This is a genomic window from Nocardia coubleae NBRC 108252, assembly GCF_001612805.1.
Lineage (GTDB): Bacteria > Actinomycetota > Actinomycetes > Mycobacteriales > Mycobacteriaceae > Nocardia > Nocardia coubleae.
On sequence record NZ_BDBD01000019.1, the window covers coordinates 20,331 to 46,323 of the forward strand.

25 protein-coding genes are annotated in these 25,993 nt (G+C 66.9%); 14 read left to right on the forward strand and 11 right to left on the reverse strand.

The genetic code is table 11. The features are described from left to right. Nucleotides 1-182 precede the first annotated feature (182 nt). The 14 genes from NCO8_RS19910 to NCO8_RS19975 all read left to right on the forward strand — a co-directional run bounded on the left by NCO8_RS19910 (nt 183) and on the right by NCO8_RS19975 (nt 11,084). Nucleotides 183-404: a cold-shock protein gene (locus tag NCO8_RS19910; RefSeq protein ID WP_067641687.1), complete on the forward strand. Its 222-nt coding sequence runs from the start codon at nt 183-185 to the stop codon at nt 402-404. A 614-nt stretch (nt 405-1,018) separates the two neighbouring features. Beyond that, the gene (locus NCO8_RS19915; RefSeq protein WP_067641688.1) at nt 1,019-1,462 is read left to right on the forward strand and encodes a hypothetical protein; all 444 of its coding nucleotides are present in this window, start codon (nt 1,019-1,021) and stop codon (nt 1,460-1,462) included. A gap of 224 nt (nt 1,463-1,686) precedes the next feature. Continuing rightward, a complete protein-coding gene (locus NCO8_RS19920; RefSeq protein ID WP_157105001.1) occupies nt 1,687-2,139 on the forward strand; it encodes a hypothetical protein in 453 nt (150 codons plus the stop codon). A gap of 56 nt (nt 2,140-2,195) precedes the next feature. Then, nucleotides 2,196-2,798, forward strand: coding sequence for a DUF5753 domain-containing protein (locus NCO8_RS19925; RefSeq protein WP_067641692.1), 603 nt, complete (start codon nt 2,196-2,198; stop codon nt 2,796-2,798). A gap of 104 nt (nt 2,799-2,902) precedes the next feature. Further along, entirely contained in the window at nt 2,903-3,382 is a 480-nt protein-coding gene (locus NCO8_RS19930; protein ID WP_067641695.1) for a hypothetical protein, read from the forward strand. Next, a complete protein-coding gene (locus NCO8_RS19935) occupies nt 3,382-5,145 on the forward strand; it encodes a cutinase family protein (RefSeq protein WP_067641697.1) in 1,764 nt (587 codons plus the stop codon). Before NCO8_RS19930 ends, NCO8_RS19935 begins: the two co-directional genes overlap by 1 nt. Further along, nucleotides 5,145-5,429, forward strand: a complete 285-nt coding sequence (locus NCO8_RS19940) for a hypothetical protein (protein ID WP_067641699.1) — start codon at nt 5,145-5,147, stop codon at nt 5,427-5,429. Before NCO8_RS19935 ends, NCO8_RS19940 begins: the two co-directional genes overlap by 1 nt. After that, nucleotides 5,429-6,136 carry a hypothetical protein gene (locus NCO8_RS19945; RefSeq protein ID WP_067641701.1) on the forward strand — a complete coding sequence of 236 codons (708 nt, stop codon included), beginning with the start codon at nt 5,429-5,431 and terminating at the stop codon, nt 6,134-6,136. The genes NCO8_RS19940 and NCO8_RS19945 overlap by 1 nt, the downstream gene beginning before the upstream one ends. 50 nt (nt 6,137-6,186) lie before the next feature. Beyond that, nucleotides 6,187-6,498, forward strand: coding sequence for a type VII secretion target (locus NCO8_RS19950; RefSeq protein WP_067641703.1), 312 nt, complete (start codon nt 6,187-6,189; stop codon nt 6,496-6,498). Next, nucleotides 6,498-7,808 (forward strand): hypothetical protein, encoded by a 1,311-nt coding sequence (locus NCO8_RS19955; protein WP_067641705.1) that lies wholly within the window; start codon nt 6,498-6,500, stop codon nt 7,806-7,808. The genes NCO8_RS19950 and NCO8_RS19955 overlap by 1 nt, the downstream gene beginning before the upstream one ends. Next, the gene (locus tag NCO8_RS19960; protein WP_067641707.1) at nt 7,805-8,569 is read left to right on the forward strand and encodes a DUF8176 domain-containing protein; all 765 of its coding nucleotides are present in this window, start codon (nt 7,805-7,807) and stop codon (nt 8,567-8,569) included. Before NCO8_RS19955 ends, NCO8_RS19960 begins: the two co-directional genes overlap by 4 nt. A gap of 56 nt (nt 8,570-8,625) precedes the next feature. Beyond that, complete coding sequence (locus tag NCO8_RS19965; protein WP_157105002.1) at nt 8,626-9,414, forward strand: SAM-dependent methyltransferase; 789 nt, start codon at nt 8,626-8,628, stop codon at nt 9,412-9,414. A gap of 268 nt (nt 9,415-9,682) precedes the next feature. After that, nucleotides 9,683-9,976 carry a hypothetical protein gene (locus tag NCO8_RS31450; RefSeq protein WP_157105003.1) on the forward strand — a complete coding sequence of 98 codons (294 nt, stop codon included), beginning with the start codon at nt 9,683-9,685 and terminating at the stop codon, nt 9,974-9,976. Between the two features lie 376 nt (nt 9,977-10,352). Then, nucleotides 10,353-11,084: a nucleotidyltransferase family protein gene (locus tag NCO8_RS19975; RefSeq protein ID WP_067641714.1), complete on the forward strand. Its 732-nt coding sequence runs from the start codon at nt 10,353-10,355 to the stop codon at nt 11,082-11,084. 116 nt (nt 11,085-11,200) lie between these two features. On the opposite strand, the gene NCO8_RS31455 is transcribed toward NCO8_RS19975, so the two are convergent. The 11 genes from NCO8_RS31455 to NCO8_RS20030 form a co-directional block, all read right to left on the reverse strand. Beyond that, nucleotides 11,201-12,859 (reverse strand): hypothetical protein, encoded by a 1,659-nt coding sequence (locus tag NCO8_RS31455; protein WP_157105004.1) that lies wholly within the window; start codon nt 12,857-12,859, stop codon nt 11,201-11,203. Between the two features lie 1,011 nt (nt 12,860-13,870). After that, nucleotides 13,871-14,113, reverse strand: coding sequence for a hypothetical protein (locus tag NCO8_RS19985; protein ID WP_157105005.1), 243 nt, complete (start codon nt 14,111-14,113; stop codon nt 13,871-13,873). A 445-nt stretch (nt 14,114-14,558) separates the two neighbouring features. After that, nucleotides 14,559-16,043: a flavin-containing monooxygenase gene (locus tag NCO8_RS19990; protein ID WP_067642075.1), complete on the reverse strand. Its 1,485-nt coding sequence runs from the start codon at nt 16,041-16,043 to the stop codon at nt 14,559-14,561. Beyond that, nucleotides 16,040-17,896 (reverse strand): acyl-CoA dehydrogenase family protein, encoded by a 1,857-nt coding sequence (locus NCO8_RS19995; RefSeq protein ID WP_167353312.1) that lies wholly within the window; start codon nt 17,894-17,896, stop codon nt 16,040-16,042. Before NCO8_RS19995 ends, NCO8_RS19990 begins: the two co-directional genes overlap by 4 nt. Nucleotides 17,897-18,095: 199 nt before the next feature. Then, complete coding sequence (locus NCO8_RS31885; protein WP_167353313.1) at nt 18,096-19,001, reverse strand: hypothetical protein; 906 nt, start codon at nt 18,999-19,001, stop codon at nt 18,096-18,098. Next, the gene (locus tag NCO8_RS20005) at nt 18,998-19,855 is read right to left on the reverse strand and encodes a hypothetical protein (RefSeq protein WP_157105006.1); all 858 of its coding nucleotides are present in this window, start codon (nt 19,853-19,855) and stop codon (nt 18,998-19,000) included. The genes NCO8_RS31885 and NCO8_RS20005 overlap by 4 nt, the downstream gene beginning before the upstream one ends. Continuing rightward, complete coding sequence (locus tag NCO8_RS20010) at nt 19,852-20,703, reverse strand: DUF4913 domain-containing protein (protein ID WP_157105007.1); 852 nt, start codon at nt 20,701-20,703, stop codon at nt 19,852-19,854. The genes NCO8_RS20005 and NCO8_RS20010 overlap by 4 nt, the downstream gene beginning before the upstream one ends. Continuing rightward, a complete protein-coding gene (locus NCO8_RS20015; RefSeq protein ID WP_167353314.1) occupies nt 20,696-22,585 on the reverse strand; it encodes a type IV secretory system conjugative DNA transfer family protein in 1,890 nt (629 codons plus the stop codon). The genes NCO8_RS20010 and NCO8_RS20015 overlap by 8 nt, the downstream gene beginning before the upstream one ends. Before the next feature lie 16 nt (nt 22,586-22,601). Beyond that, entirely contained in the window at nt 22,602-23,840 is a 1,239-nt protein-coding gene (locus NCO8_RS20020; protein ID WP_067641734.1) for a hypothetical protein, read from the reverse strand. A 214-nt stretch (nt 23,841-24,054) separates the two neighbouring features. After that, complete coding sequence (locus NCO8_RS20025; RefSeq protein WP_157105008.1) at nt 24,055-25,008, reverse strand: hypothetical protein; 954 nt, start codon at nt 25,006-25,008, stop codon at nt 24,055-24,057. After that, a complete protein-coding gene (locus NCO8_RS20030) occupies nt 25,008-25,946 on the reverse strand; it encodes a hypothetical protein (protein ID WP_157105009.1) in 939 nt (312 codons plus the stop codon). Before NCO8_RS20030 ends, NCO8_RS20025 begins: the two co-directional genes overlap by 1 nt. Nucleotides 25,947-25,993: the final 47 nt, after the last annotated feature.

Below are 25,993 nucleotides of genomic sequence, written 5' to 3' on the forward strand. Positions count from 1 at the left end.
ACCACACGAACCGAATGCACAGCTGCAGGCGGTTCGTCTCTGGCGTCGATGAGCAAACAACCCTGCAGGCAAACAGCGCCGCTGATCTCGCACGCGCCCGGTGAACGCTCGTTCCCGGTGCGGTGTACCCGCCCAACCAGCCCGACCCCATGCGGGGCGTCGCTCAACGAAGGAAATAGCACATGTCATTCACCGGGACTGTCAAGTGGTTCAGCGCCGAGAAGGGTTTCGGTTTCATCGCGCGCGATGCTGGCCGCGATGTATTCGTCCACTACACCGGGATCCTCGGGCAGGGCTTTCGCGCGCTCTCCGAGAATGATCATGTCCAGTTCGAGATCACCGACAGCGACCGTGGACCACAGGCTGTCCAAGTACGACGGGTCGGCTCCCACGGCCAGGAATAGAAGTGTGGCGGGACTCCCCTCGCACCTGATCCGAATATCCCACCCGCCACAAACGTGGAGGACCCGATGACGGCCTACCTCACGAGCTCTACACGACTATGTCACCCAGATGATGCCGCCCAGCGCCCGGCAGCAAGTCCCCGCGCACACGCCCATCCAGACATGGAAGGCGTCACCGTAGCTGCGCGGTGCGCCTACTACCGGCAAGTGTGCCAGTTGCCAGCGGAGCCTGATCCAGTCTCCGGCCAGATCGTTCTCTTGGCTGGGCGGGTCCAGGCAGTCATGGTCTCCGAACTTCTCGGCCGACGGGCTCGAAGTGAGCTCAGGCGTACCGGAGCAGGCTGCGGCCCAATCGTGTCGCACCCCAAGTCCGGGACGTGGACGTTCCTCACCAATTCTGACCGCAGAATCGAAGCGCTCCCAGATGCCGTCCGGTTGTGGGTCAACGGCGTCGTGGTGTTGGCTTCCGGTGCCCGCATCGGTCTCCCGACGCCCACCGCGACCAACACGGGCTCATGTCGTGCATGGGAGTCACCCCCGACCAGCCCTCAACGACCGACAACCACCACGGTCCTCGACGCCGTCCGTCGTTCCCTGCAGCAGGGCGGCGCGCGATGAAAAGCATGCGTTTACTGCCGGTGGACAAAGTGGTTCACCGTGCCACCATCTACCGCAACTCCTGCGGGTTCGACGTGTTCGTTCGGGAATCCACCAGCCAGATCGTGTTGCGGGTCGGGACCGTCGGCGCCATCGAGTTGGCCTCCGCGTTCGGCCAACGAGTAGTCGCGGCACTGCCGTGGCCCGGCCCGGTGATCGTACGCAGTGACACCCGCCAGCCACTGCTGACCATCCTTACCGGTCCCGTACCCGCACACCTACGCGGCGGTGCCACCTTCGCGGCTCTGTCCAGTACCGGGGCGGTGCTCGCTGCCGAGGGCGATGAGGTGTTGCTGCCCTCGCCCCGTGACCCGGCGCGACGTTGGCTACCGCACGAACCCTTGGATCCCTATCGGCCGAGCGCTGAGGTCGTGGTCTCCACGATCCTGGCCTGCCGATAAGCGGCGCCGGAGCCCGTCATGCCGCGGTCTGGATCGCCCCGCCCCGATGAGCCCGACACTCACCTTCGAGTGATCAGTGGCGGGCTCGTCGCCGACTTCAGCGGGTGCGTCTCGGCCGTACAGAACTTTTTGCGCGAGTGCCGGATCCATCCTCGTCCCTCCATCACTGCCCTCGAAGTCAGCGATGGATATCTACCGAAACATCGAATGCCTTGTGAGGTCCTGTGGCTACATCCGTGACCGAGACGCCCGCGCACCGCTGCGCCGCCTACCGGCAATTGGGCTGGCGGGTCGAGCTCGACAGCCACGACAACATCGTGCTGCCCGCCGACCAGATCCACGGCATCCAGGTCTGCGACCGGCTCGCTGACAGAGTCGCAGACCAGTTGCGCCACAGCCGAATTCAGACACCGATCGTGCACAACACCGCGACCGGGCAGCGCATGTTCTTGACCACCGCGATCCGAGCCGAGGACCCGCGCCTGGTCAACATCTTCCCGCGCGGCTCGAAGGTGCAAGCCATCCGCACCGCGCCGGGTTCCCCGATCCCGCTGCCGACCCCGGGTGACCCGACACGGGTATGGCTGAGCCCGCCGCGCCCCGGCGCCCTGGCCGACTTCGAGCTCGTCTACACGATCACCCGCGATGCCGCCCGCGGCCTACTCGACGCCGCCTGACCACCGCCCGCAACGGCCGACTGGTCGCGCCACACCGGATAGCAAGGAAGAACATCATGTCCTACACCAGCATTTACGACCACACCATCGACGGGCTGGCGCCGTTGCAGCGCAGCCTGATCGCGATCGAGGAACGCGTCACCCAGCAGCGAGCCTGGAACCCCGACATCGTGATCGGGCTCGTCCAGACCGAGGACTACGCGCGGGCGATCCTGTCCGAGTGCTTCGGGGTGCTCGAGGTTCCCGACGATCTCGACGAGACGGTCGCCGCACGGATGAAGCGCCAGCAGATCCTGGACCGAGATGAGCGTGACTTCCATTTCCTGATCGGGGAATCGGCGCTGCATCACGTCGTCGGCAGCAGCGAGATCATGGCCGAGCAGATCCTCGCGTTGCGTGACCAGCTCGATGCGCGCCCGCACGTGCGGATCGGGATCGTGCCGCTCAACGCGCGTTTCGTGGGTCCGGCACCGGAGTTCGTCCTGCACGACACCGCCCGCGTGGAGTCCGAAACCGCGACCGGGGAGGTGGTCGCCACCTCTTCGCGCGACGTCGCCTTGGCCGCGCGGCTGTTCGACCGCCTGCACGGCCAAGCCGTCTACGGCCAGGACGCAACGGTCGTGCTCACCCGTGTGCTGGCCCTGCACACCGGCCACTGACCCCCCGTGTGTCCGGTCGGCCAGGCCCCGGCCGACTCGGACACCGACATCGCTGTGCCGCAGCCTCTCTCGACCGATCGATGCCATTTTCAGGAGCCGCCGTCATGACTTCCACTGCATTCGAACAGGATTCGCCGCTGCCGACCGGCATGACAATTCTCGGTGCGGTCCTGGGCTGGAGTGAGGGTGAGGACTTGGCCGACCCGATCCTGGCCGGCGCTGTCGAGCTGGTGGAGATCGCCCGCGCCGAGGGGCTGGCTGGTGAACGGCTCAGCGCGGCACGGGCCGAGCAGATGCGCCGAATCGATACCGCTGTCGCCGAAGCGTTGCCTGTACCGTCGATCGCGACTCCCCCACACACCGAGACCGTCGCGATGAGTCTCGCACGGATGGCCAGCTACGCCGCGCGGCTCGATGACTCCCATACAGCGACCAGTCTGATCATGGTGTGGGGTCCGTTGTTCGAGCTCGCCGTGGCGCTCGACGGACTCCTCACCGACCTCGCCGTCGGCCGACGACGCGTCCCGTTGAGCATCTGGTGGGCCGGTCTCGGCGCAACGGCACACACGCCGGAGCATCCCTGATGCCCGCCCGCCTGGTCACCGCCGTCCTCGGCGTGGCCGTAATGGTCACGGCAGCCACGCCAGCGGCTGGGGCACCGTCCTCGCCCCCGGCCGCGGCGCCCTCAACCGTCCTCGCGCTGGGCGCGTGCCCTGCGCTGTATGTCTTCGCCGTGCAGGGTACCGGTGAGTCGTCACCGGATGCCGCGCCGAGCACCGACACCGGGATGCTGTCGCTGGCGGTGCGTCCGATGATGGCCGCGGCCAGCGATCCCGGTTTGGTCGACCGCGCGTATGTGCCGTATCCGGCCGGGTTCGGCGGCGCGGTCGGCGACTCAACCGTGCCGTATGCGGAATCGGTCGCTACCGGTGTCGTACGCACGGAATCAATGATGCGGCAGGTGCATTCGGCGTGCCCGCAGACCCGTGTCGCGCTGCTGGGCTATTCCCAAGGCGCGCACGTGGTTTCGCTGGTGGCTCAGCAGGTCGGCGCGGGACAGGGGGTCGTGGCTGCCGAGAAGGTCGCGGCCGTGGTGATGATGGCCGACCCGACCCGCAGCCCCGGCGCGCCAGTCTTCCCGGGAACCGATGCCCTCACCCCGGCCCCGGCACCGGGCACCAGCGGTCGACATCTGGCGCTGCTGCCCGCCGCGCCGTTTCCGTCGGTGGCCTCCGGTGGCGGCATCGGCCCGCAACGCGACATCGCCGCCGACTACGGCGCCCTGACCGGTCGGGTGGCGAATCTGTGCGTCGCAGGCGATCTGGCCTGCGACACACCGACCGGGTCGGCGATCTTGCGGGCGGCCGCCGGGGTGGCGTCGCAGTCGCTGCTGTCGGCCGGTGATCCGATCGCCTCGCTGGTCTCGATCGGGCAAGCCCTGGCCTACACCTCACTCGAGGCCGTCTCGACCGCCGTCGAGGACGACGTTTCCGGGGCCTCGTTGACCGAATGGGAAGTGTCGCCGTCCAAGTCGATCTCCCAGCGGCTGGCCGAGGCCTCCGATCCCCGCACCCCGCTCGAGGTGAACGCGGCGTTGGCGGCGGTGATGCGGGTCGGCGTGATCGGGCTGAACACGGTCCACGTGCTGCTGGCCTCGGTCCTGAATCCGGCTACCCTCGCCCAGTTGGGCACTATCGGGTTGTCTCACCCCGCGGCTGCAGTGGCGATGCTTGGTGAGAAGTTCACCACCGCGATCACCGAGCTGATCCCTCCAACCACGTCGGATCGACTCGTCGCGGCGGCCTTCGACGTCGTGCGCCGTGAGGTCGCCGACAACCACGCCCTGCTCGACCTGACGACCTGGGTGCGGATCTGGGAAACGGGCATGCGTCATGACGCCTACTCACGGCCGATCGGCGACGGTCCTTCCCCCGCCGCATGGGCCGGCGCGTGGTTGGCCGCCGCCGCCCACGACGCCGCCGGAACACCCCTGCCCGCGAGCCACTCGACCTCGAATACCGCCACAGCGCCGACCACGACACCGGCCGTGGGGCTTTCCTCGACTACGTCCACGTTCCGTCACGTGGACCTGCCCGCTCCCACCTCCTCCCCAGGCCCCTCGCTGGGTGAGGTGGTGGGAGCCCCCCCAACACATCGCCTCCCCACCGACGGCTCTCCCCGACACTCCAGATCCTTCCGTGCCCGCCACGGTCGCAGCGCCGCAACAACCCGGCATCCACCGCGACACCTCCGCGCCGTCGACCTCATCGATCCCACGACAGCCCGGCGTCAGCGGCCCCGCCCGCTGACCGTGTCGCATCCCATTCTCGAAAGGCCGACCACTTGATGAACGTTGTGCTCGCCGCCGGTCACGACCTGCTCGCACAGCTGAGCAACCCCACCCCCGAAGCGCCGCCGATGTCGAACAAGATCCTGCAGCTGGTGCAGTACCTCACCTGGTTCGTCCTGTTGTCGGGGGTCGTGGCCATCACCTACGCGGGCGGAAAGTTCGCCTGGGAGAAATGGACCGGCGGCGGCCTGGAATCGCCGAAGATGATCGCCGGAGCCATGATCGGCGGCGCCATCGCCACCAGCGCCGGAACCATCATGAACGCCATGATCGGCAACTGATGACGACCCTCAATCCCCGCCCGGATCGGCAGGTCTGTGTCCTGCGCGGCCAGTCGAAACCGCGCCTGCCCGACACGATCGCCCACACGACCATCGCCGGACTGGCCTTGTCGTCCACCGCGACTGCCCTGGCCTACCTCAGCTTCCCAGCCACCGACGCCACCCTGGCCCGCGAGGCCCGGATACATACGGCCGTGTTGGCCTGGCAGTTGTTCATCCATCACGGATTCCATGACCGCGTCCACCGCGAGTTCGTGACCGGGTTGAACCAGGCACGGCGACGCGCTCGCGCGATGGCGGCCTTCGATCCGCTGCCCCAGCTACGCCGATTCGAGCCGACCAGAGCAGTCGCGGCGTTGAACCGCCGCTGGGAACGCCGCCACACCAGCCGCTCCACGGCGCTGGCGCTGCTCGACCTGAGCAACGACGTGAACGGAGCCCGCACAGACCTCGTCGCCCTGCTGGCCCACTACGGTCTGCGACCGCACCAGCACAGCAGCTTCGGCGCCCATCGGCCCGTACTGGTCGAAGCGATCGCCGCCGCCGCACTCGGCGCCCGCCACCTCAATCTCGCGACGTGGCAGGTCTTGGACATCGACGCACTACTGGCCCCGACGGGCCCGAGCACGAGCCCATACACGCAACCGGTTCGGCGCTGGCCGCCACCGGCAGGCGTGCCCGCGCGTGCACAACCTTCGTCACTGTGACATCTCGACCGGACTCGTCCATCTCCACACCACTATTCGAAGGGGGCATCATGTCGCTCGATTTCGACCCGACCACCGCTCAGGAGTTCGTGGCGGTGACACGAACCCAGGTTGTCGGTGACCTCGCCGCTGCCACCCACGCCACGACTGCCGCCGCCGCCGCAGTTCCGGGTCTGGGGTTGATCGGCGCCGAGTTCCGCACCCAGCTCATCGCTGCGCTGGTCGACCACGCCGCCCACCTCGAGGGTTGCGCGAACGCGGTCACTGACCAGGCCGGGCACGTCGAGACCTGCCGAACAAGCTTTGCCAGTCACGACCAGCAGCTCGCCGCGAACCTGTCCACCATCTCCGAAGGACAGTGATGGTCCCCCGAACCAAACCCGCCACCAGCACCGCGACACCGGATCCGGACGCGATCATCACCTACCTGTCGAAACCGATCACCGACCTGCGGGCAGCGTTCGACGGTACCGGTGATTCCACCGACGCGATCGCCCTGCTGAACACCGCGATCACCCAACTCGACGCGACCGAAGCCCCGTACCGGGTGAGAGCCACGGACCTCGAGTCGACCTGGACCTCAGCGGCGGCCGACACCGCAATCCCCGCGATCCGCGGCACACGCACCCAGATCGTCGACAGCAGTGCCGATTCCGGCGACTTCGCCACCCTGATCGACGCCGCGGTCAGCACCAACACCGCCGCCTCCACCGCGCTCGATGCCGAACTCGACGACTTCGCCACCCAAGCCCGCCAGATCCTGAAAGTCTCCCCCAACGACCGAGGCGTAACGCAGGTGATCGACCTGGCCCGCGAGATGTACAGCAGCGCCCTGTCCACTGTGCAGGGCGCCCAAGCCGACTACGACAGCTACAGCAGCAAGCTCGGCGAGAAGTCCTATACAACCCCGAAGTCGAGCCTGGGCACCGGCGGCGGCCCCTCGACCGGCGACCCTTCCCTGCCGACCGACGACACCACCGCAGGCGACGATGCCTCCGCCACAGCGCCCGACACGAACGCAACCTCGACCGACCCTGTTATCGCGATGCAACAAGCCCTTGGGGCCGCGGCGATCGAAGCCGCCACCACCGTGGGCACCCAGCTGATCACCTCCGGCGCCGAAGTCCTGACCACCCTGATCACCGAAGGAGCAGGCGTCGCCACGCACGCCATCGACACCCTCGGCGCCGAAGCCGGTGACACCATCACCGCCGCGCTCACCGGCACAGGCGACAACGCGACCATCCCACCAGCGGCAACTAACAGCGGTGCCACCGCCACGAACCCCACCACCACGCCGGCCGCACCGGTCATCAACTTCGGCGGTTCCGACAAACCCGCAGGCGGTGCCGCAGCCGGTACTGGCACCGGAACGAATGCCGGGGGTTCCCCGGCCGCCGCGCCGAAACCTGAGCCCTCCGCAGGCCCGAACACGGCCGACCCGAAGCCAGCCGCACCGACCGGGCCCGGCGGCACTGGACAACCAGGGGTCGTGCCGAACACTGCGGGCGCGCCCACGACCGCAGTGCTCCCGCCCGCGGGAGCCCAGTCGGCAGCCGGGGACGAGGGCGAGCACAAGCCGCGTACCCAAGCAGGGGTCACGGCCCCGGCCTCGATCGCCGGGGGCCCGGCAGGTGTCGTTGTCCCGGTCATCGGGGCTGTGCCGTCGTGAGCGAGAGCCCGTTGGATCTGCGCCGATACACGCCGTCCGCCGACAGCGACGACGACCGATTCGACACCGAGGACGGGTGGGTCGGGGACTGGTCGGACTGGAGCCAGCCCACCGACCACCGCGACACCGATCACGGCGCCCCGGCAGCGCCACCGGGGTTCCGGCAGGTCGGCCGCAGCTTCGCGCCCGCGCGCGCTGACCGTGGCCCGGGCCGGGTCATCGCTGGGCTCGCCGCCGCATTCGGCATCGCCTTGCTGGTCCTGGTCGTAATCACGCTGGCACTGCACGACACCGCGTCCCCCGTCACCGAGGCGCCGCTGACACCGCTACCCGACCCGTTGCCCATACCTTCGGTCGTCGCGCCGAGCTCACCCACCTACGCGATCGCGGACTGCCCGCACACCCGCACGCCTGCGCTGGCCTCGGGCACCGAACCTGGTGATACGACCAGCGCCGTCTCGGTGATCTTCGCCTTCCAACACGCCTACTACGTCGAAAGATCCGGGACCACGGCCCGCGAATTCGTCACCGCTGACGCGAAAGTGCCCTCCGCCGAGGGGATCCAGGCCGGGATCGACACCGTCCCGGCCGGGACGAAGTACTGCGTGTCCATCGTGCCGACCGCACCGGCTGCCTGGCAGGTCCATGTCCGCGAACAACGCCCCGACGCCGCACCAGAGCTGTTGGCCACCCTGATCTTCCACACCGTCACCGACCCCGACGGCGTCAACAAGATCTCCGAGATCAGCGAGGGACAGTAGTGGCCGACGCCTGCCCACCCGGCACCGGCTCCGCCACGAGTACCCACCGTGACGGCATGCTCGACGCGAGGGAGCCCAACCCAGCCAGGGTCTTCGATGCGATCCACGGTGGCAAGGACGCCTACCTCATCGACCGCCACATCGCCGACAAACTCAGCGCCAACACCACCTTCCGAGTCGCGGTCACCCACGCCCGCGCGTTCATGCTGCGCGCGATCGAGCACCTCGTCGGCGACCACGGGATAACCCAGATCGTCGAACTCGGCTGCGGATACCCGAACGCACCCCAGATCCACGACGTCGCCGCCAACCAGAACCCGAGCGCTCGCACCCTCTACCTCGACCACGACCCCTACGTCGCCGCCCACGCCCTCGCCCTTATGACCGGGCCCAACTCCGCGTTCGCAACCGCCGACCTGACAACCTTCGCCAGCATCGCCGAACACCTCACGACGATACTCGACATCTCGACACCGATCGCGGTATGCCTGTCCGGGACCGCCGAATTCCTCCCCGACGCACCCGCACTGGTGGCGTCACTACTCCAGCATCTACCCGACAGATCCTGGCTGGTGTTCACCCACACCGCCGCCGACCTGCACGACAGCGACATCGACACCGCCGTCGAAACACTGGCCGCAGCCGGGATCCGGTATCGGCCACGCGATCGCGACGAGGTCGAACAGATGCTCGCGCCGTTGCTGCTACTCGATCCCGGCCTGGTCACCGCAGACCTGTGGCGGCCCGACCACAACAACGGCGATGAGTGCCTGGCCGGGTTCGGGGTGTGGCCGCAGCCGACGGTGTGTAGCTACGCCGCCGTGGGCAAGCTACATCACCGATGAAACCGGACAGGACCACATCAGCACAGCGCGCCAGCTGCCCGTCCATCTCGCTGACCGCTCAGAAACTTTCGCGATCTGCTCGCAACAAGAACACTCACCTCACGGATGATCACACCTGACTGCGAGACCCGCCGACGACGCGGCAACGCTGGAACGCGGAAAGACCGATACCCGCCGAAAAGAAGCAGCGACTCGCTGATCCTCCCGCGCTGTCGACAGATATCCTTGCGGCGAGAGCGATTGAGCACCGAGCGCGCCATTAGCTCGGGTGACCGAGCTGGTGTGCGAACGGACGGTGGCGACAGCGCTGACGCACAGCTATGCCGGGGACAGCGCACGGGCCAGATTCGAATACCTGCTCGCTCAATACGACACACAGCTCGCTGTGGAAGATCTGCAGAGTCCCACCTCCCACAGTGCGATAGGCATCGGGATCGACAGTGCTGAACCACGGATCGAAGTGGCTGTTGAGCGTGTCGCTTCCGGCGACCTCGGCAATCGCCGAGGTTCCCAGTGCGCATACCTTCCCGACCAGGTGATAACCGGCGACAGCCTCTGCTGATAGTTTGCGGCGAGCCATCAGCGACGCGACGAGCGAGACGGCCGATATCCCGTTGTCCGCGATGCACAGCATCTCAGTCGGGGAAGCTGATTTCGTGTCGAGCCCGCGCAGATCCTCGACCAGGTCGGTCAGAAACTTGGTCAGGCCGGGCTGGCGGGTGATAGTCGTCGGAGGCATGCGCAGAACCTACGCGCAGCACGCCTGGAAACTGATGACGGAGCGGGGTGTGTCACGCCCTGCTCGGCGGCGACGCATTCCGCCTGGACACCACACTCGGCAACACCCCTTGCCCACGCCCCACTCGTCACCACAGAGGCTGGGCGTGGCCTCGCGTGCGGCCTACAGTAGGTCTGATCGACCGCAGACGGGGGTACTCATGAATATCGACGGACAGGCGGAGTTCGAGCACACCGGCAACACTTATCTACAGGTCCGCGACCGCCTTCGCGTGATGTGCGCACAGTCCTATGTCCACAGGTACTGGTTTGAAGAGTCGCAGGGCAAGCATCTCAACAATCCGGCCGACCTGTTCGATGTACTGGTAGAGCGGGGCTATCTCGAGCCGCTCGAGGGGGACCGAGCCACCGGCCAGGTCTGGGCCTGGGATGCCGGCAGCGGCCGGTTCGAGGAGGTCGTTGCACGTCTGTATCGGACCTCGACCAAGGGTCACGCATTGGCGAATGCCTCTGCGGCCAAACCCGTCAGCCGGGCCACGGCGGACAAGGCACTTGCCAGCTTTCTGCAGAGGGTCGAGCACGTCGCCACGGATCCGATGAACCTCTATGTCGTCGACCGGGTGGTCCTGTTCGGGTCGATGCTGGATCCCACACGCGAACGCCTCAGCGATGTCGACCTGGCCGTCAGTCTCGCCAGGAACGACGCGGTGTACGAGGCGGCCGGTCACAACGTTGCAGGTTCGGTGTTTCTCACCGAGATGAACGGTGGCAAGCACTCCTCTGGCTATCGAGGGGAATCCGGGATCAGAAAGTTCCTCAAGAACAGGTCAAGGGTGTTGAGCTTGGCCCTGCTGTCGGAAGAAGGGAAGATCGCCGGACTACCCGCCGCGACCACACCGCACCGGGTCATCTATGAACGGTTCACAGAATAGCGGCCCTTCCTCCGCCGTCTGGGTCCATACGCGATCCGACCGTCTAGGTGGGCATCGGTGCCCCTGCGGCGATACCCAGCACAGTCCGCGAACACCATGCGGCCGAATCCGCAGGATCAGCTGCAGGTGGTCTCCGAATGCATTTGTATCGTGACCGAGGCCGGAAGGAGACGCAGCTCGGTGACCGAAACCGGCCTGACGGGATCTCCAACGCCCCGGTCGCCGATCAGCAGCCGTCCCGTCGGCTGACTCAGCACCCAAACAGGTTTTCGCCCACTGCCTTCGATCAAGCAGGCCGCGATCCTTGTCGATGATGCGGTCGTCGTCTTGTCTGCACTGATCGCGGCTCCGATACGCTCGGATCGGCCCAACTGCGCAAAAACCGCTGACGCGACGGCAACAGCCAAAACCAATCCGATCGGCGTCTGCATCCACCGTGGAAGGCGCGGCACGGTCATCCAGAACACCGCGACCATCAGGGCAGACACACCGACAGCGATCAAGAACTTCTCGGCATGCAGAACTGCTTCATGCCAGGTGATCTCAAACGCGACCGCCGGGTACCCCAAGGCGCCGAAGTATGCGTAGGCGGGCAGGCGTAGAACGATACCGCCGAGTCCCAGAATTGCTAGCAGAGAAGCGATTCGGGCAAGCGCCGGACGTGTGTGAGATCGGTGACGGGCACGCACCATGTCCACCACAAGGATACCGATCACGAGTACACAGAATCCCGTAACCAAGGCAACGAACTGGTCGCCATCGACGAAGACGAGCCGGCTCAGCAGCCACAGCGCCGGCCCTGCGAAAAGGGATCCAGCCAACGCCGACAACAAGTACGCCACCGTCGCAGAGCGTTTGATCAACTGCGCCGGGTGAGCGCCGATGATCGAAGCGGCCGTGGAATCGATCCACCACGTCGCCTGCCATCGAGAGTGCCCATCGGGGAGACTGACATCTGCTGGCAATGCGTGCAAGATCGTGCGGGTGGCCAGATTCGCCAACCCCGTGCAAACACCGAGCACAACGACGAGCCCTACCACCCATCCCACGAACCAAACAAACGGGCCGGACAGGTCGTTGTTGTCTCCCACCTCGACCCACCGGGCGGTAGCCGTAAACCCAATAGCAGCCGCGATTCCGCACACCACCAGTCGCCGGTTTCGATCGACGGGCGGCTCGGCGGTAAGGCGACGTACTGACCTCCGGAGCCAGGGATGGCGGTAGATGAAGCGAAGCAAGCGCCGTGACACCCGGGCGATGAAGGTGAGACATCCCAACATCAGTACCGTTAGCGGACCGGGAGGATTCGGCGGCGTAGGGTTCGGGTCATCCGTTCTGGACTCGGGCGTTTCCGATGACACCGGCGCCGGCGCGAAGGTAGTCAGAGTGTCGACGGGGCGACCGCGGTAGGTCAGGCCTGCGGGCCCTGGGGACTGGCGATTCGCGTGAAGTTGCCGGTAGCGGATGCGCTCCAGGCTGACCAGGGCGACTTGCGCGTCGCACAATCCGTCCTCGAGTTCCGCTTGGAGGCGCTGCGCTACTGCGGCATCCGCGCCCGGTCCCAGTCCTGTTCGAATGTCGCGGGCGAAGGTGTCGCGGTCATCGGGGCCGGTACCGGGTTGCGAGGTCGGTGACCAGCCGCGTTCGGTGAGAACTTCGCGCGCGCGTTCTCGATCGAACGGCGATCCAGCAATTTCGATCCGGCACCGAGCACGCGCCAGGGCGACGTCGAGAAGATAGTGTCCCCTGTAGTCGACAAGATTGCGCAGACCCACCTGTTACCCCCGATTCCCCTCCAGCAGCGATGGATCCACCGTATCGCGCCGTGTCGGGCACCGGCCACTGGATTGCACCCCACAGCGACGACGCTGCACCGACCGGTAGTAGCCGGCGCAGGCGGCCGCGCTGCTGGCCCGGAACCGACTCGACAGCTACAGGTATCCGCATCCACCGCAGCACACTCGCAGTTGCCGGACCATCCTCATCAGGTACGCCGCCTCCGGACTCAGGAGGCGCAGGTTGCATCGGCGGCCGATGAACTAGATGGGGTTCCAGCCACGATGGCGAGACCGGTCAGGAGTTCACCTTTCACCGCCACGGCGTGAACGAGCGAGGCTTCCCCAACCACGATGGCACCCAATCCGCCACAGCAGGGCGATTCGCTGCGGTTACGCCACTGCGGCGTCATGTGTTGTCGTGGGCAGCTGCGGCCTTGCGGCGCCGGTAGTCGCGCTGACGGCACGCATTGCTGCATAGCGCGCGGCCGTCCTTGGCTTGCACCGTTTTTCGATGGCGGGTTCACGGGCACCATGCACGGGCATTGCCTGCAACGCACCCGTTGCGAACGTAACGTTGTCGCTCCTGCCCGGTCACCGACGTGGATTGTGCACGCAGGGTCGGGTGGCCGAACGGCTGTCGGACCCGCAATCTTCTTCCTGAGGTAGGCCGCGAATTCCTCGGCGTTGATCCGATCATCATCCGGTGACCACTGATCGGGATCCCAGACGAAGCTCAACTCGTAGACGAGGTCGTGGTAAGCCGATAACACATCCGCAGTGCTCGCGCCCGTCCTCAGCGCTACGGCTAGCAAGGACTCGCCACGCAGAAGGGCATCGAACATACGCGCAGGCCTCAGCTCTTCTCTCGACTGCCAGGGCAGATCCCCCGGAATCTCTCGATCTAGGAGCTCCTGCTGTCCCAGCAGACGCCTGAGCCGTTCGGCCAGGCGCGCGGCGGCATCATGCGGCACTACCTGGCGTTCAATCTGATCGGTGCGAGCTCGACGCCTACTCATCGTGTTCCTCCAGGGCCGCTTCTTCCGTCTCCGTCGAAGCGTCTTCTTCTCCTGCCGGCCCGGTGCGGAATCCGAACCCGCCCACGAACGCGGCGAAAATCCTTGGGACATCGTCTCGTTCAGCACGCACGAGCGCAATCACGGTTACGACGAATACCACCCCGAGAAATGCCGTCACCGGCCAGACAGCCAGCGCCGTGGACTCCCCCACCACGGACAGAACACCGGTCGACATCGAAACCCTCCAAACGACAAAAAGCCCCCGGCAGCATGGCCGAGGGCTTCACAGGCGGACAGAAAAAAGCGCTCCAGCTGATGGAGCTGGAGCGCGGGATACAGGTATCCCCTTGAGGGACAAGGTATCAGATGAAGTCTGTCACGGAAAGTTCCCAGGTCAAGACGCAACTTCGCGTTAAGATCCGACTTTCGTAACGCGGCGCGAGAAGCCTCCGACGGCCGTCGGCACACAACCGCCGTTAGGTTCTCGGCGGAGACCCCCCGTAGTTGGCTGTCTCCCTGGCTGGTGCACCGCAGCGCTTGTGGTCATGGTCCAGGCGAGTGCCAGTGAGGAGCGGAAGTAGTGCCGGGCCTGGCGATGATCCATCCGGTGCGGCGGCAATTGGCCTTCATTCGCTACTGCTTCGGGTCTAGCCGAAGATCGAGCAGGGATCGAGATCGCGTCACAGAACGTGATCTCGAGCGTTCGCCTCCACCCTCGCGAAGGACTCAGCCGGACCGTTAGCTCCGAGCGCGTTTTCGAACTCCCTGGCGGTTTCAGGCCAGGCGTTGGTGATCGTGCCGTCGGCGCGCTTCCACCACGCCCCTGCCACACCGTCACACCAGATAGTCCAGGCCAGAGCACGGTCCAGGCGTTCGAGGTAGTTCGCCATTGCCTGCTCGGTCACCTCCAGCGGCGCACCCCGGTCGGTGCTGAGGGCCAGGCAGCGCGCGATGTATCGGGCTTGGTGTTGCTTGAACGAGGGGTTGCTGTTGGACGGGGTGAACGAGTGCGGGCCGGCGATCATGTAGAGGTTCGGGAAGCCTGGCACCGCGAGGCCGTAGAACGCGGTCGGTCGCCCTCGTCGCTGCCACAGTTCGTGCAGGTCTCTTCCCTCACGCCCCCGGACCCGGACTCCGGCAAGGAATTCCGGGGCCCGGAATCCGGTGGCCCAGACGATGACGTCGGCGTGGCGTTCTCTTCCGTCGACCGTGCGGATTCCGTGCGGGCTGAGCCAGTCGATGGGGGCGGTGACCAGTTCGACGTGCGGGTGGGTCAGTGCCGGATAGTAACTGTTGTCGAGCAGTATCCGCTTCTCTCCGATCCGGTATTGCGGTGTGAGTTTGGCGCGTAGCTCGCGGTCGTGCACGTGTCGTCGAAGGTGGGCTCGTGCGAGGAGTTCGGCGGGTCGTGCTGACCACCCGGCGCGCATGATCGGCGCGAGAACCAGATCGGCGGCGCGATAAATCCCTGACCGGGACAGCTCGTGCGCACCAGGCACATGTGTCAGCGCCCACCGCGATACCGGCCCGAACGTGGCGGCCGGCTTGGGCAAGACCCAGGGCGGGGTTCGTTGGTACACCGTCACCCCAGCCGCGACGCGAGCCAGTTCGGGAATCATCTGTGCCGCTGAGGAACCGGTGCCGACCACCGCGATCTGCCCGCTCAGATCGACGGTGTGGTCCCACCGTGCGGAATGGAACGCAGGCCCGGCGAAGGTCTCCGCCCCTGGCATGCGAGGAATCGCGGGACGATGCAGTTGACCGAGCGCCCACACGACCGCGTGGGTGCGGATCAGCTCACCGCTGCTCGTGGTCAGGGTCCAGGTGCGGTCGGTGTCGCTGTAGTCGGCGGCCACCACGGTGGTGTTGCAGCGCAGGTGTGGTCGCAGGTCGTTGCGGTCGGTGACCTCGCGCATGTAGGTCAAGATCGACTGCTGGTCCGGGTAACGGACCCGGGCGTCGCGGTAGGGGTCGAACGCGAACGAATACAGGTGCGCTGGGACGTCGCAGGAACAGCCCGGATAGGTGTTCTCTCGCCATACCCCACCGACCTCGGGTCCTTCTTCGAGGACCAGGAACTCGCCTATGCCGGCGTGTTTCAGTTCAGCCGCCATGGTGAGGCCGCCGAACCCGGCCCCGACGACGACCGCCTTGTGCGTGGTCATGGCCGCACCTGGCCGCTGACCGGCCGGGTGGCGGAGTCGGTTGGCGGGCTCGACCAACCGGTCCAGCGTTGCCACCAGTTCAGGTAGTCCGGGGCGGCCATCGGTGCGTCGAAGGCGTCGAGGTTGATGCCGAATCCGTCGACCAACTCACCCAGATGCGCTCCCAGATACTGGCGGTGGTGGTGTAGCTCGCGGTGGACGCGTTGGGCGCGCCGGGGTGTCATCTGTCGGTGGGCGGCGAACCAGGTTCCGCGGGCCACGATTCGTTCCAGCGTGTAGACCGCGGTGGCGGATTCGAGCAGGCCTCGGGCGGTGTCGTCGCCGACGGAGGACGCGGCGGTCCACAGCGCGGTCGCCGCGAGTCGTTCGCTGGTGGCGGCGGCGAGTTCGATGGCGGCGGTGTCGCGATCGAGTGCGGTCCCGGCCGGAGTGATGTCGTCGCGTCGGAGTCCGGCCGCGATGGTGGTCGCTCTGTCGGTGAGCATCCGGAGGTGCCAGGGCAGATGCGAGGGGGTGGCGGGCAGTTCCAAGGTGGTGATGTCGAAGGTGAGTTGTCCGGCTTGTTTCCACAGCAGCTGTGATTCGCCTTCGGCGGTGATGATTCCTTCGGTGTTGCCGATCCAGTCCTGGATCCAGTTGGTGCGCAACGATCCTTGGGCGCCGCTGCGTTGCCGGCAGGTCAGCAGGACCTCGTGGGCGGTGTAGGCCAGCAATGGTTTGATCAGCATCGACCACACACCGATCAGCGGGTCGCCGGCTGGTGCGGCGGCGGTCATGTCCTGCACGCGGCGCCCGAGCACGCTGGTGGCGTAGGTGGCTGCCAGTGCTGAGACGAGGTCGCGGCGGACCGTACCCCGCTCAGCCATGGGGGTTCGGCCGCCGGGTCGGCGTTGCCGGGCGTAGTTGACCGTGACCGCCAACCCTGCGCGCGCACCGGCGGCGGCCGCACCCGCGAGATCGAGTCGTCCCTGTCCCAGGGTCGTGATCGCTTGGTGGAATCGTGCCCGCACCGGCACTGTCGATGCCATCCCGTGCGCGCCCATCACCGCCCATGTCCCGCCGAGCAACCCATCAGCCGGGACGAACACCTTGTCGAATCGGATCAACGCGTGATCCATGGGGGCCCAGCCCTTATCGGGCAGTGCGGCGACGTGCAGCCCCGGTGTGAGTCCTTGGTTCGTGCGCAACCTCAGGAGCAGGGGAAGGACACCTTCGTCGTGGCCTTCGATGATGAGGCGGGCGGTGACGACTCCGGTCTTCGGTGTTGTCGGGTCGGCGATGCTGGGCATGAATTTCCAGCTGGCCGGGTCAGGTGAGGTGAGCCAGAACCCGCCCCGGATGCCGTCCCAGGTCGCTGTCGTTCGCTGGTCGGCGCCGTTGGTGCCACCGAGCTCGGTCAACAACAACACTCCGACCGCCTGACCGGTGTCGAGTTCGGCGAGCAGGTCACGCTGGTAGGCGGACCCGTTGCCCAGGGCGCTGATCGCGCCGATCGACAGATCGAGATGCCCGGTCAGCACTGGCAGCAGGTGTGGGGCACAGACCGCGGCCCACTCACACAGGACCCCGCGCAGCCGGGTGTCGGCGGCGATCGCGGTCGCCGACCCGTCCAGCCCCGCAATGGTTGCGCGGAGCAGGTTCGGTGCCAGCCTCGCTTCAGCCGGGTACGTCGAACCGGTGCCGGGCCGGTCCCCGAGTTCGGCGATGAGGTCACGCACGCGCTGGTGCATGTTCGGTTCGGTGCCGAGGATCGCGGTGCGCAACGAGGCGACGGTCGGATCACCGGATGAAGAGAACGATTTTCCCGCCTGACTGTGGCGAGCGGGGGTCGGCGGTAGATCGACGCTAGTCATGGCAAAGGTCTCCAAGCGTTTGTCTGGGCACTGGGGCGGAGGTGACTGCTGTGCGGGGCGGCTTTCGGCACTGCGGCTCACGCGGTTGCTCTTCGGGTCCTGCGATCGGGTTGCACCTGGCGTGTCGTTGCCGACCACCGACCGATCGGCGGCGTGGTGGTGGGCGTGGTAGTCCCGCGGTCGAGCTGACGGCGGCTCGTCACGGTTCAGGTCCTGGCGTGAGTGGACGATCCGGTGGCGGCCCGACCGTGGTGTCGGCGTTGTGGTGGTCGGGTTCTGTTGCCGTGGGCGGCAGGGCGAGGTGGACGGCGGTTTCGATCCGTTGCCCGTCGGTGAGGGCCTCATCTGCGGGAGTCAGGTTGGTCAGTTGCAGGTGGGTGCGGGTGAGCAATTCCTCGACCGTCGGCGGCATCGGCAGACCGGGGTCGGTACCGGCCGGTGGGGTGGTGGTGCGGCGCAGGCTGGCCAGCGACGAGCGAACACCCGCCGCGATCGCGGGGGTGGCCAGGTCGCGCCAGAGCGCGGTCAGGTCGTCGACGGCGAGCCGGTGGTGGGTGGCGAGCCGTTCCGCAAGGCGGGCATCGGTCACCGTCGTGCTGCGCTCACGTTGGGCCGGGCTCATGTTGATCGCGGCGGCGGTGTGGATGATGCGGGTGCGGATCGCGACCATGTTGTGCCGAAGCTGCTGCGCCACAGCAGGTTCAGGCTCGCCCTCGATCCCGGCTCGGTACAGATGGTGGTGACGCAGTACCGACACGGTGGCCATGTCGACGAGCCGGTGGGTGTCGGCGACGACGCGGCCGTAGCCGCGTCGGGGGACGTTGTTCTTCGGCGGGTCCCGCAGCACCGTGGTCGGTTGCCACGCCCTGTTCTCATGCCCGTATTCGCGGGCTTGGGTGATCCACACCGCCGGTACCGCCCTGCTGGCGGCCACGATCTCGGCGATGCTGCGATCATGTTCGAGCCGCACCAGTTCGGGGGCATACGGCTGGCTTCGACGCAGCGCACCGGCACGGCGGGCCAGGTCATGGATGTTATTGAGTGCCTCTGCCTGCGGGGCCGGTAGTTCCGAGACCAGACGCGGCCGCGATGACGGGCGACTCATGGCTCGATCCCGGGATAGTTGGTTTGCGGGTCACTGAACACCGGCTGGGTAGTCCACCCGCTGTCGAACTCGTGCGCACCAACTCCGGTCGCGCCGATGGCGGCGTCGATCTGCGCACCGGGTCCGTGGGAGAACAACCCGATCACCCGAACGTGGTTGTCGCCGAGAACGTCAAGCACTGCGCTCGGCTCCGGGGGCGCGATCCTCGAATCGGGGTCGATGCCGGCCTCGGCCAAGGCACGCGCCTGCACAGCGCAGCTGCTGATGTCCGTGGCCGCGATCGCCCGCCACTGGTGGGCGAGTCCGGCTTCGGTCAACCCCGCCGCCGCCGAGGCAGCAGTTTCGATCCACCGGTCGTGTGGCCATAGTTGTCGGGCCTCGTCAGCATCGACCCCGAGCAGGACACCGAGTTGGGCAGATCGTCGCCACAGGCTGTCGAGGTTGTCGTCGACGCCGGCAGTGCCGGTGTTCTGTGCGGCGGCGATAGGCCGGTAGGCGGCATGGATTCCGGTGAACCGCGCCAGGTGATCGATGTCGGTGCGCAGGTTGTCGATCAGCGCTTCCCGATCGACCGGGGCGGCGCGGCGCAGGAACAGGTTGGTGTTCCAGCGGATACCTTTCGTGCCGCGCTCGCGGGCCTGATCGACCCACTCGACCGGCACCCCACCGGCGATGGCAGCGGCGCCGAGCTCGCTGTGCACCGTCGCCCGCGCCTGGAAATCCAGTGTCCATTCCGTTGTCGGCTCGGTGCCGCTGGCGCGTTGGGTAGTCAGGAGCTTTTGGGAGTCGGCGGCCTGATTCTGCAGCGCTTTGAGGACCCGTTTCTGGACCGTGGTCGCGTTGGCCATACTCACTGCGGCTCACCTGCTTCGGTGAAGGCGCGAAAGTCCGGGCCGAACCCAAGGTGGTGGACCGGTGTCGAGGACCCCGGAGTGCCGAACCAATTCGCCGGAACCGGTTCACCATCGAGGCCTGGGCTATCGATGTGGCGGTCGGGTGTGCAGCGGTGCAGTGGGCCGTTGGCGGCGTCGAGGATGTACCGGAATTGGGGGTCGATGTGGCGGACGAACAGTGCGCTCATCGCCTGCTTGTCGTCGGCATTGACTGCGGCTTCGAAGCAGGCGTGCAGTCCGGCGAAGCGGATGGCCACGCTCTGGTGGCGCCACCACTGTCGGCACCAGGTGTATTGGCCTTCCCGGTTGTTCGCGGCGATCTTCACCGCCACCACCGGCAACAGCCACTGCTGCACGAACTCGCTGTAGTGGTCGAACTTCTTCGCCGGTTTGTCATCGTCGACGGCGGCAGGGGTGGTGGTGCCGAACCAGCCGGGCGGGACAGGATCGAACGGCAACGACGGTGTCACCTGGTGGTGATTACGGGTGCAGCGGTGCAGGGGGCCGTTCGCGGCGTCGAGGATCACGTTGACGTGCGGGTCGAAATGGGTGAGCAGGAACGTGCTCAGGCTCGATCCGGCTTTGGCGCGGCGCATCGCCTCGAACGCGGTATGCAGGTGCGCGACCCGGACGGCGACCGGGCGATGAGCCCACCACCGTGAGCACCAGGTGAAGGTGTTCTCCCGGTTGGCTTCGGCTAACCGGACGCTGATCGTGGGCAACATCCACTTGGTGGCGAAGTCGGTGAAGTGCGCGAACTGCGGTGGCATCGGCACCGACGCGGCCGTGGTCTGGGTGGGGCTAGTCACGACTGCCCCTCCCCGTGGCAGGATGAGTGGCTTTGATCAGCGAAACCGGCTCCCCTTCGAACCGTTGCATCGACATACGAACCAGCGGCGCGTACTCGCTGTCGAACCAGGGGACTTTGCGGACGACGACGGGGCCGTGGCCGGGAAGACGAACCAGGGCACGGTCTTTCGGTAGCGCGGCGAGCATGGCGACGTCGAGGATCGGTTCGGCGCGCCAGGACAGGCTGCGTTGGATCCCGCCGGGGGTGTAGGTGCGGGAGCGGTCCGAGACGTCGTGTTGACCGGCCATCGCCGACCAATGCTCCAAATAGTCGCGCGAGGCGATGGACCCGCCGTAGACCTCGATCGACTGGGCCATCATCGTCTTCACACCATTGACCCCCCAGAGGTTTTCGCCCTGCTCAAGAACCTGGAGGATTGTCATCAGGATGATTCCGCAACCTGCGGCGTAGGTGTAGTAAGAGGGCAGTTCGCTGATGCGGGCGCAGTTGGCGGCCTCGTCGAGCACACACAACAGCGGTACCGCCAGCCGCCCGTCCGGCCGGGCCCGCGCCGTGGTCAGAGCGGCTTCCAGGACTTGCCCGACCAGGGCGGCGGTCAACGGGGTGGCACCGTCGGGTCCGGTCATCGACAACGGATAGAGGGTGTCGTTGGAGGTGACGAACGCGGCCGGGTCGAACTCCGGCAACAAATGGGTGCGGGGCTGCTCGGTGGACTCGATCAGGACCCCGTTGCGGATCGACGCCGACTTCCCGCCCCGACTCGGCGCCTTGGCGGCGGTTTCGCTGACCTGGAAGAGTTTCCGCACCGGTGGCGTGACCATCTGGGCATACCCGGAGTCCGACAGCACGTTGAGGAACCGGCGCGCCATGTCGTAGAGGCCGTCGCGCTGTCTCGCGTAGAGGCCTTGGCATTCGATGATGCGGGCGGCGGAGCGGTCGTGGCCGTAGTGGCGCAGGATCAACGCCGGGGTCGGGTCTTGGTCGCGGCCGAGCCATTCCGCGACATGGTGCAGGTCCCCACCCGCGCACGCGGCGGCGAAGATGTGTAGGGCGAATAGTTCTTGGGCGCCGCCGTCGAAGTAGGCGTCGGTTTTCGCGTTCGCGATTTCGTTCGCCGAACCCGCCGACCCGGAGACGAAGAATCCGGCGAGTTTGCGCGCTGCGGGGAGGCCGGTGACCTGGTTGAACAGGTTCACCCAGAACCCGCACACCACCTTCCCGGTGACCGCTTGCAGGTCGCACACCCACACTCGCCCGAGTTGTTCGCGGCCGTAGACGGTGTGCCGGTACAGGTCGGGTTTGTTCGAGGTGGCCAGGCACGGCCCCCACGCCGAAAGCACCGCCGGGATCGCCCACGCCACCGTCTTGCCGGTCCGCTGACCCGCCGTCACGGTGACACCGAGTTCGGCGGGAACATGCAGGGCGATGTCGCCGATGACCGTGCGCCCTAACAGCGGTCCCGGATTCGCTTGCACTTCTGGTGGGGCGTCGATGAGGAGGCGTTGGTTGTCGGCGAGGTTGTCGGCGGCGCGCGCGATGCGGATCTTGCCCGGCGGTTGCATGGTCCGCGCCGCCGCATCGACCTCCCCGCCGCTGGTTAACAATTGCGCTCCGCGGATCGCTCCTGCGCCGGTCACGCAGAGCAAGAACACCGCGATCGGGGTTGCTTGCCAAGGCCATCGCTTGTCTCCGGCGGCCACAGACAGCAAGGCGGCGAACGGGTTCCACGACAGGGGTTGCCCGGCCTGCCAGCTGCCGAGTTTCAAGGCTGCCCACAGCACGAACACGATCGCGAGCAGGGCTAGCAGGATCAGCAGCATGCTGGCTTCTTCACCCAGTCCGGACTTGGTGCGTCGGCGGGTTTCTCGGGGAGAGAACATCATTGACCTGGTCCTTTCAGAAGTGGAGGTCGACACCGGGCGCGTGGCGGGGTGCGTCGATGACACCGGTGAGTTCCGGGCTCGCCCAGTCGGCGGCGGGGTCGGCATCGGGCAAAGCAGCCTCGACCGCACTGGCGATCACCGCCCCACCCGGCGGGGCAGTGCTGGGATCCAGGCGGAGGGTGTTCTCCGCCCCTGCGGCGAGCGCCAGCGCAGGCGGCTTATCGAGGGCGAGACCGAGTTGGCTTCGCAGGGCGTTGAGTTCGGCCATAGCGGTGTCGCGTTCGCCCAGGACGTGCTCGAGTTGGGCCAGCCGCGGAGCTCCGGGCTGCTGCGACCAGTAGTGCCCGGCCAGGCCCGCCTGGTACGCGGCGGTGATCTCAGCGTGGTCGGCCCCGGCGAGCGCGGCGGCGCGGCGGGCGTGCCTGGCGCCGTCCATCAACCGCTCCAACTGGTCGATCCGGACCTGACTGCCTTCGGGTGATTCGTCGAATTCGGTTGCCAGCCGGGCGTGTTGCGCGGCCAGGTCTTGGACCCGGCGCACGGCGCCGATCTGGGCGGGCAACTGGTCGAGCGTGACGGTCGGGGTGAGGTAGGCGTTGCGTTGGGCGGCTGGCAAGAGGGCGGTGATCTCGTCGTCGCCGGTGTCGAGATCTCCGAGGGCTTCCTCGGCGGCGAGGAGTTCGTCGGAGCCGTTGATGATCGCCTCGACCTCGGCCATGCTCAGCTCTACTGCGGCTCGCCCGCCCAACGCGCGGTCGACGAAGCTGTCCGAGTGTGGTGCCTCCACGCCGGGGTCGGGTACGACGCTTAGGTGGCGTGGTCGCCAGCGGGCGCCGTCTTGGGTTGAACGGTCGTTGACCGGTTCGAGGTGTCCGGTCAGTTCCGCGGCTTGCCGCTGCGTCCGGATGGTGCTCGCGTCGATCCCGGCGCCACCTTCGATGAACGATTGCTGCAGCTGACCGAACTCGACGCGAGCCGTTTCGGGGTTCGCGGTCCAGGCATCGACCGCGCTGGCCAGGTCGTGCCACAACTGCTGATGCTCGGGTACGGGGCTTTGTTGCCACTGTCGGGCGATGTCGTGCGCGCGCGCTTTGTACTCGACGACCTGTGCCGGGGTTTCACCATAGGCGGCGATCTCACGTAGCTGGTGGTGAGTAGCGAAGTCGGCGCGCAGTTGGGCTTCGACGTGGTCGGCGGCGTCCCGGTAATAGGCGGGATCGGTGAAACTGCTTCCTCGGTTTTCCCAGGTCATCGAGCGCTCCCACCAGTGGAGAGCAGCCAGGGTGAGGCGGGATTCGAGGGTGAGGGTGGTTGGTCGTGGAGACGGTGGGGCATCGTGCTTCCTCGGATCGAGAAAACGTCACACCCTCGACGGGTGTGGTGAAGTCCCAGCGGTTCAGGTTCGGTCGCCTCGGTCCAGTTCCCCCTGGCCGCGACGCCGACAATTCACGAATCGTGCTGCGGCTCTATAGGTCTGGGCCGCGATTAGTGCCGATCTCACCGACAGGTCCGGGAACCGGATCGGGATCGGGTTCCCACGACCACGCCTTGTCCTCGCCCAGGGCGGCATCGACGACCGCGGTGATCGCGGTGCTCTCGGCGGCCAGATCGATCGAGTCGGCCTGGCGGATGGCGGTGTCGACGAGCTGGGACCGCAACGCGCTCGTCGCATCAGCGATCATCGTGCGCGGTGTCGGCGGCTCGAGCAGGGCGGCGCCGACGTCGGGACCTCGCGGAACATACGGCGGCACCGCCAACGCCGGATCGGCGCTGGCATGGCCATTCCAGGCTCGAGCGAGGTCTTGTTCGGAGTAGGCAGCGAAGGTGACCGCGTGCACGCGGCGGATCCCTTCCACGCTCGACCCCCACAAGCTCTCGCCTTCGGCTGGCGTGAGCTGGGCGGCGGCCGCAAGGACGGTCACCCGGGTGTGCAGTGCCGTCATGTTGTCGGCGAACTGCGCGACTGCGATCGGGTCGGTATCGAAAGCCCATCTCCCGGTAGCAATTCGGTCCATACGGGCGGCTTCCAGGCCGGCCATGCGTTCCATAGTCCACAAGTCGAGCTCGAGCATGTCGAGGTAGAACTCTTGGGCTTGGTTCGCGCGGGCGGGATGCTGGCGCACCACGCCCGGCTTCGGTGCGTCCGCGCCGCGCTGCCCGAGTTCGCGGGCATCGACGACCCAACCCGGGTCGACCCCACCCAACAAGGCCGTGTACTCGGCGTGCTCACGCTGCACGGTGAGCAGCTCGAGTCGCTCGTTCCACACCTGCTCGCTGCCACCGGAGACACCGTCGTCGAACATGGAAGGCCCGGCATCAGCGACCTCCCGATGCTGAGCGGCCAATTGCTGGATCCGGCGCAAGATGCGGCCTTGCCACTGGGCCACCGACTCACCGGGCCTTGGAGCGCTCGTGGTCATCACCACACCCCCTGATCCACACCAGACCCCGGCCCTCGGTCAGGCGGGTGGGGTTGCAGGTCTGGGTCTGGCTCCCACTGTGCTGCTGTTCGGATCCCGGTTGCTTCGACCGCGGTGCCGATACCGTGCCCCGCGCCCGGGCCTAGGTTGTCGGTGAAGCTGACGGCGGCCAAGGCGTGTTCGGCACGTTGGGCGAACTCCCAGGGTGTGGGCGGGCCGAGATCGGTGACGGTCGTGGTGGCGAGGTTGTCGAAAGTACGCGAGACGTCGGCCTCGACACCTTTCCACGACATTTCCGTGAACCGTTGCCGCAGTTCGGCATCGGTGTAGGAGGCCGCGGTCAGCTCCGCCAGCTGTTGCCAGGCGCCGGGGCTGCGGCCCCACAGTTGCTCGGCCTCGCCGGGTTGGACGTTGATCAGTGCCGCGGTCCCGGTCGCACGGCGCCACAGCGCCGCCATGTTGTCGTGGAGTTGGCGTTCTGCTGGCTCGCTGTCCGGCAACCCACCCGTGTGCACACGATGCAGGTACTCCGCGCGGACCAGGGCAGTGTGTTCCAACCGCCACACGTCCTCGGCGAGCTGGTCGAGCAGGTACAGGCGTGCCGGATCCACCCCCGGCGGGGCCGACGTCAGTGATGCTGTTTCGGGGGTATCGCCCCAGCGTGCGCCTCTGGCGCCGGTTTCGGTGGCGTAGTCGATCATCCGTTGCGGGACCCCGCGGGCGTGGGCGTGTAACTCGATCTCACCGCGCTCGTCGTCCAACGCCCTCAGGTGGGACCGCCACGTCTCGAGCTGAACGCTCGGACCGTGGGCGGGCGAGTACTGCGGGGACCCGTGGAACAAGGTGCGGTAGTGGTCGTAGCTGGTGTTCTGGATGCGTTCGAGTAGGCGAAGCTGCCACGACGGCAGATCCTCAGCACCCGAGAGGGGATGACTCACCGGTTTCTCCAATCCTGTTGTTCGACTGTGTGTTCAGTGCTCCTGGA

What these genes read in the sequence shown, in the direction of transcription:
- NCO8_RS19910 (WP_067641687.1), top strand. Translation starts at nt 183, where the DNA reads ATGTCATTCACCGGGACTGTCAAGTGGTTCAGCGCCGAGAAGGGTTTC.
- NCO8_RS19915 (WP_067641688.1), top strand. Translation starts at nt 1,019, where the DNA reads ATGAAAAGCATGCGTTTACTGCCGGTGGACAAAGTGGTTCACCGTGCC.
- NCO8_RS19925 (WP_067641692.1), top strand. Translation starts at nt 2,196, where the DNA reads ATGTCCTACACCAGCATTTACGACCACACCATCGACGGGCTGGCGCCG.
- NCO8_RS19930 (WP_067641695.1), top strand. Translation starts at nt 2,903, where the DNA reads ATGACTTCCACTGCATTCGAACAGGATTCGCCGCTGCCGACCGGCATG.
- NCO8_RS19935 (WP_067641697.1), top strand. Translation starts at nt 3,382, where the DNA reads ATGCCCGCCCGCCTGGTCACCGCCGTCCTCGGCGTGGCCGTAATGGTC.
- NCO8_RS19940 (WP_067641699.1), top strand. Translation starts at nt 5,145, where the DNA reads ATGAACGTTGTGCTCGCCGCCGGTCACGACCTGCTCGCACAGCTGAGC.
- NCO8_RS19945 (WP_067641701.1), top strand. Translation starts at nt 5,429, where the DNA reads ATGACGACCCTCAATCCCCGCCCGGATCGGCAGGTCTGTGTCCTGCGC.
- NCO8_RS19950 (WP_067641703.1), top strand. Translation starts at nt 6,187, where the DNA reads ATGTCGCTCGATTTCGACCCGACCACCGCTCAGGAGTTCGTGGCGGTG.
- NCO8_RS19955 (WP_067641705.1), top strand. Translation starts at nt 6,498, where the DNA reads ATGGTCCCCCGAACCAAACCCGCCACCAGCACCGCGACACCGGATCCG.
- NCO8_RS19965 (WP_157105002.1), top strand. Translation starts at nt 8,626, where the DNA reads ATGCTCGACGCGAGGGAGCCCAACCCAGCCAGGGTCTTCGATGCGATC.
- NCO8_RS19975 (WP_067641714.1), top strand. Translation starts at nt 10,353, where the DNA reads ATGAATATCGACGGACAGGCGGAGTTCGAGCACACCGGCAACACTTAT.
- NCO8_RS19985 (WP_157105005.1), bottom strand. Translation starts at nt 14,113, where the DNA reads ATGTCGACCGGTGTTCTGTCCGTGGTGGGGGAGTCCACGGCGCTGGCT.
- NCO8_RS19990 (WP_067642075.1), bottom strand. Translation starts at nt 16,043, where the DNA reads ATGACCACGCACAAGGCGGTCGTCGTCGGGGCCGGGTTCGGCGGCCTC.
- NCO8_RS19995 (WP_167353312.1), bottom strand. Translation starts at nt 17,896, where the DNA reads ATGACTAGCGTCGATCTACCGCCGACCCCCGCTCGCCACAGTCAGGCG.
- NCO8_RS31885 (WP_167353313.1), bottom strand. Translation starts at nt 19,001, where the DNA reads ATGAGTCGCCCGTCATCGCGGCCGCGTCTGGTCTCGGAACTACCGGCC.
- NCO8_RS20015 (WP_167353314.1), bottom strand. Translation starts at nt 22,585, where the DNA reads ATGTTCTCTCCCCGAGAAACCCGCCGACGCACCAAGTCCGGACTGGGT.
- NCO8_RS20020 (WP_067641734.1), bottom strand. Translation starts at nt 23,840, where the DNA reads ATGACCTGGGAAAACCGAGGAAGCAGTTTCACCGATCCCGCCTATTAC.
- NCO8_RS20025 (WP_157105008.1), bottom strand. Translation starts at nt 25,008, where the DNA reads ATGACCACGAGCGCTCCAAGGCCCGGTGAGTCGGTGGCCCAGTGGCAA.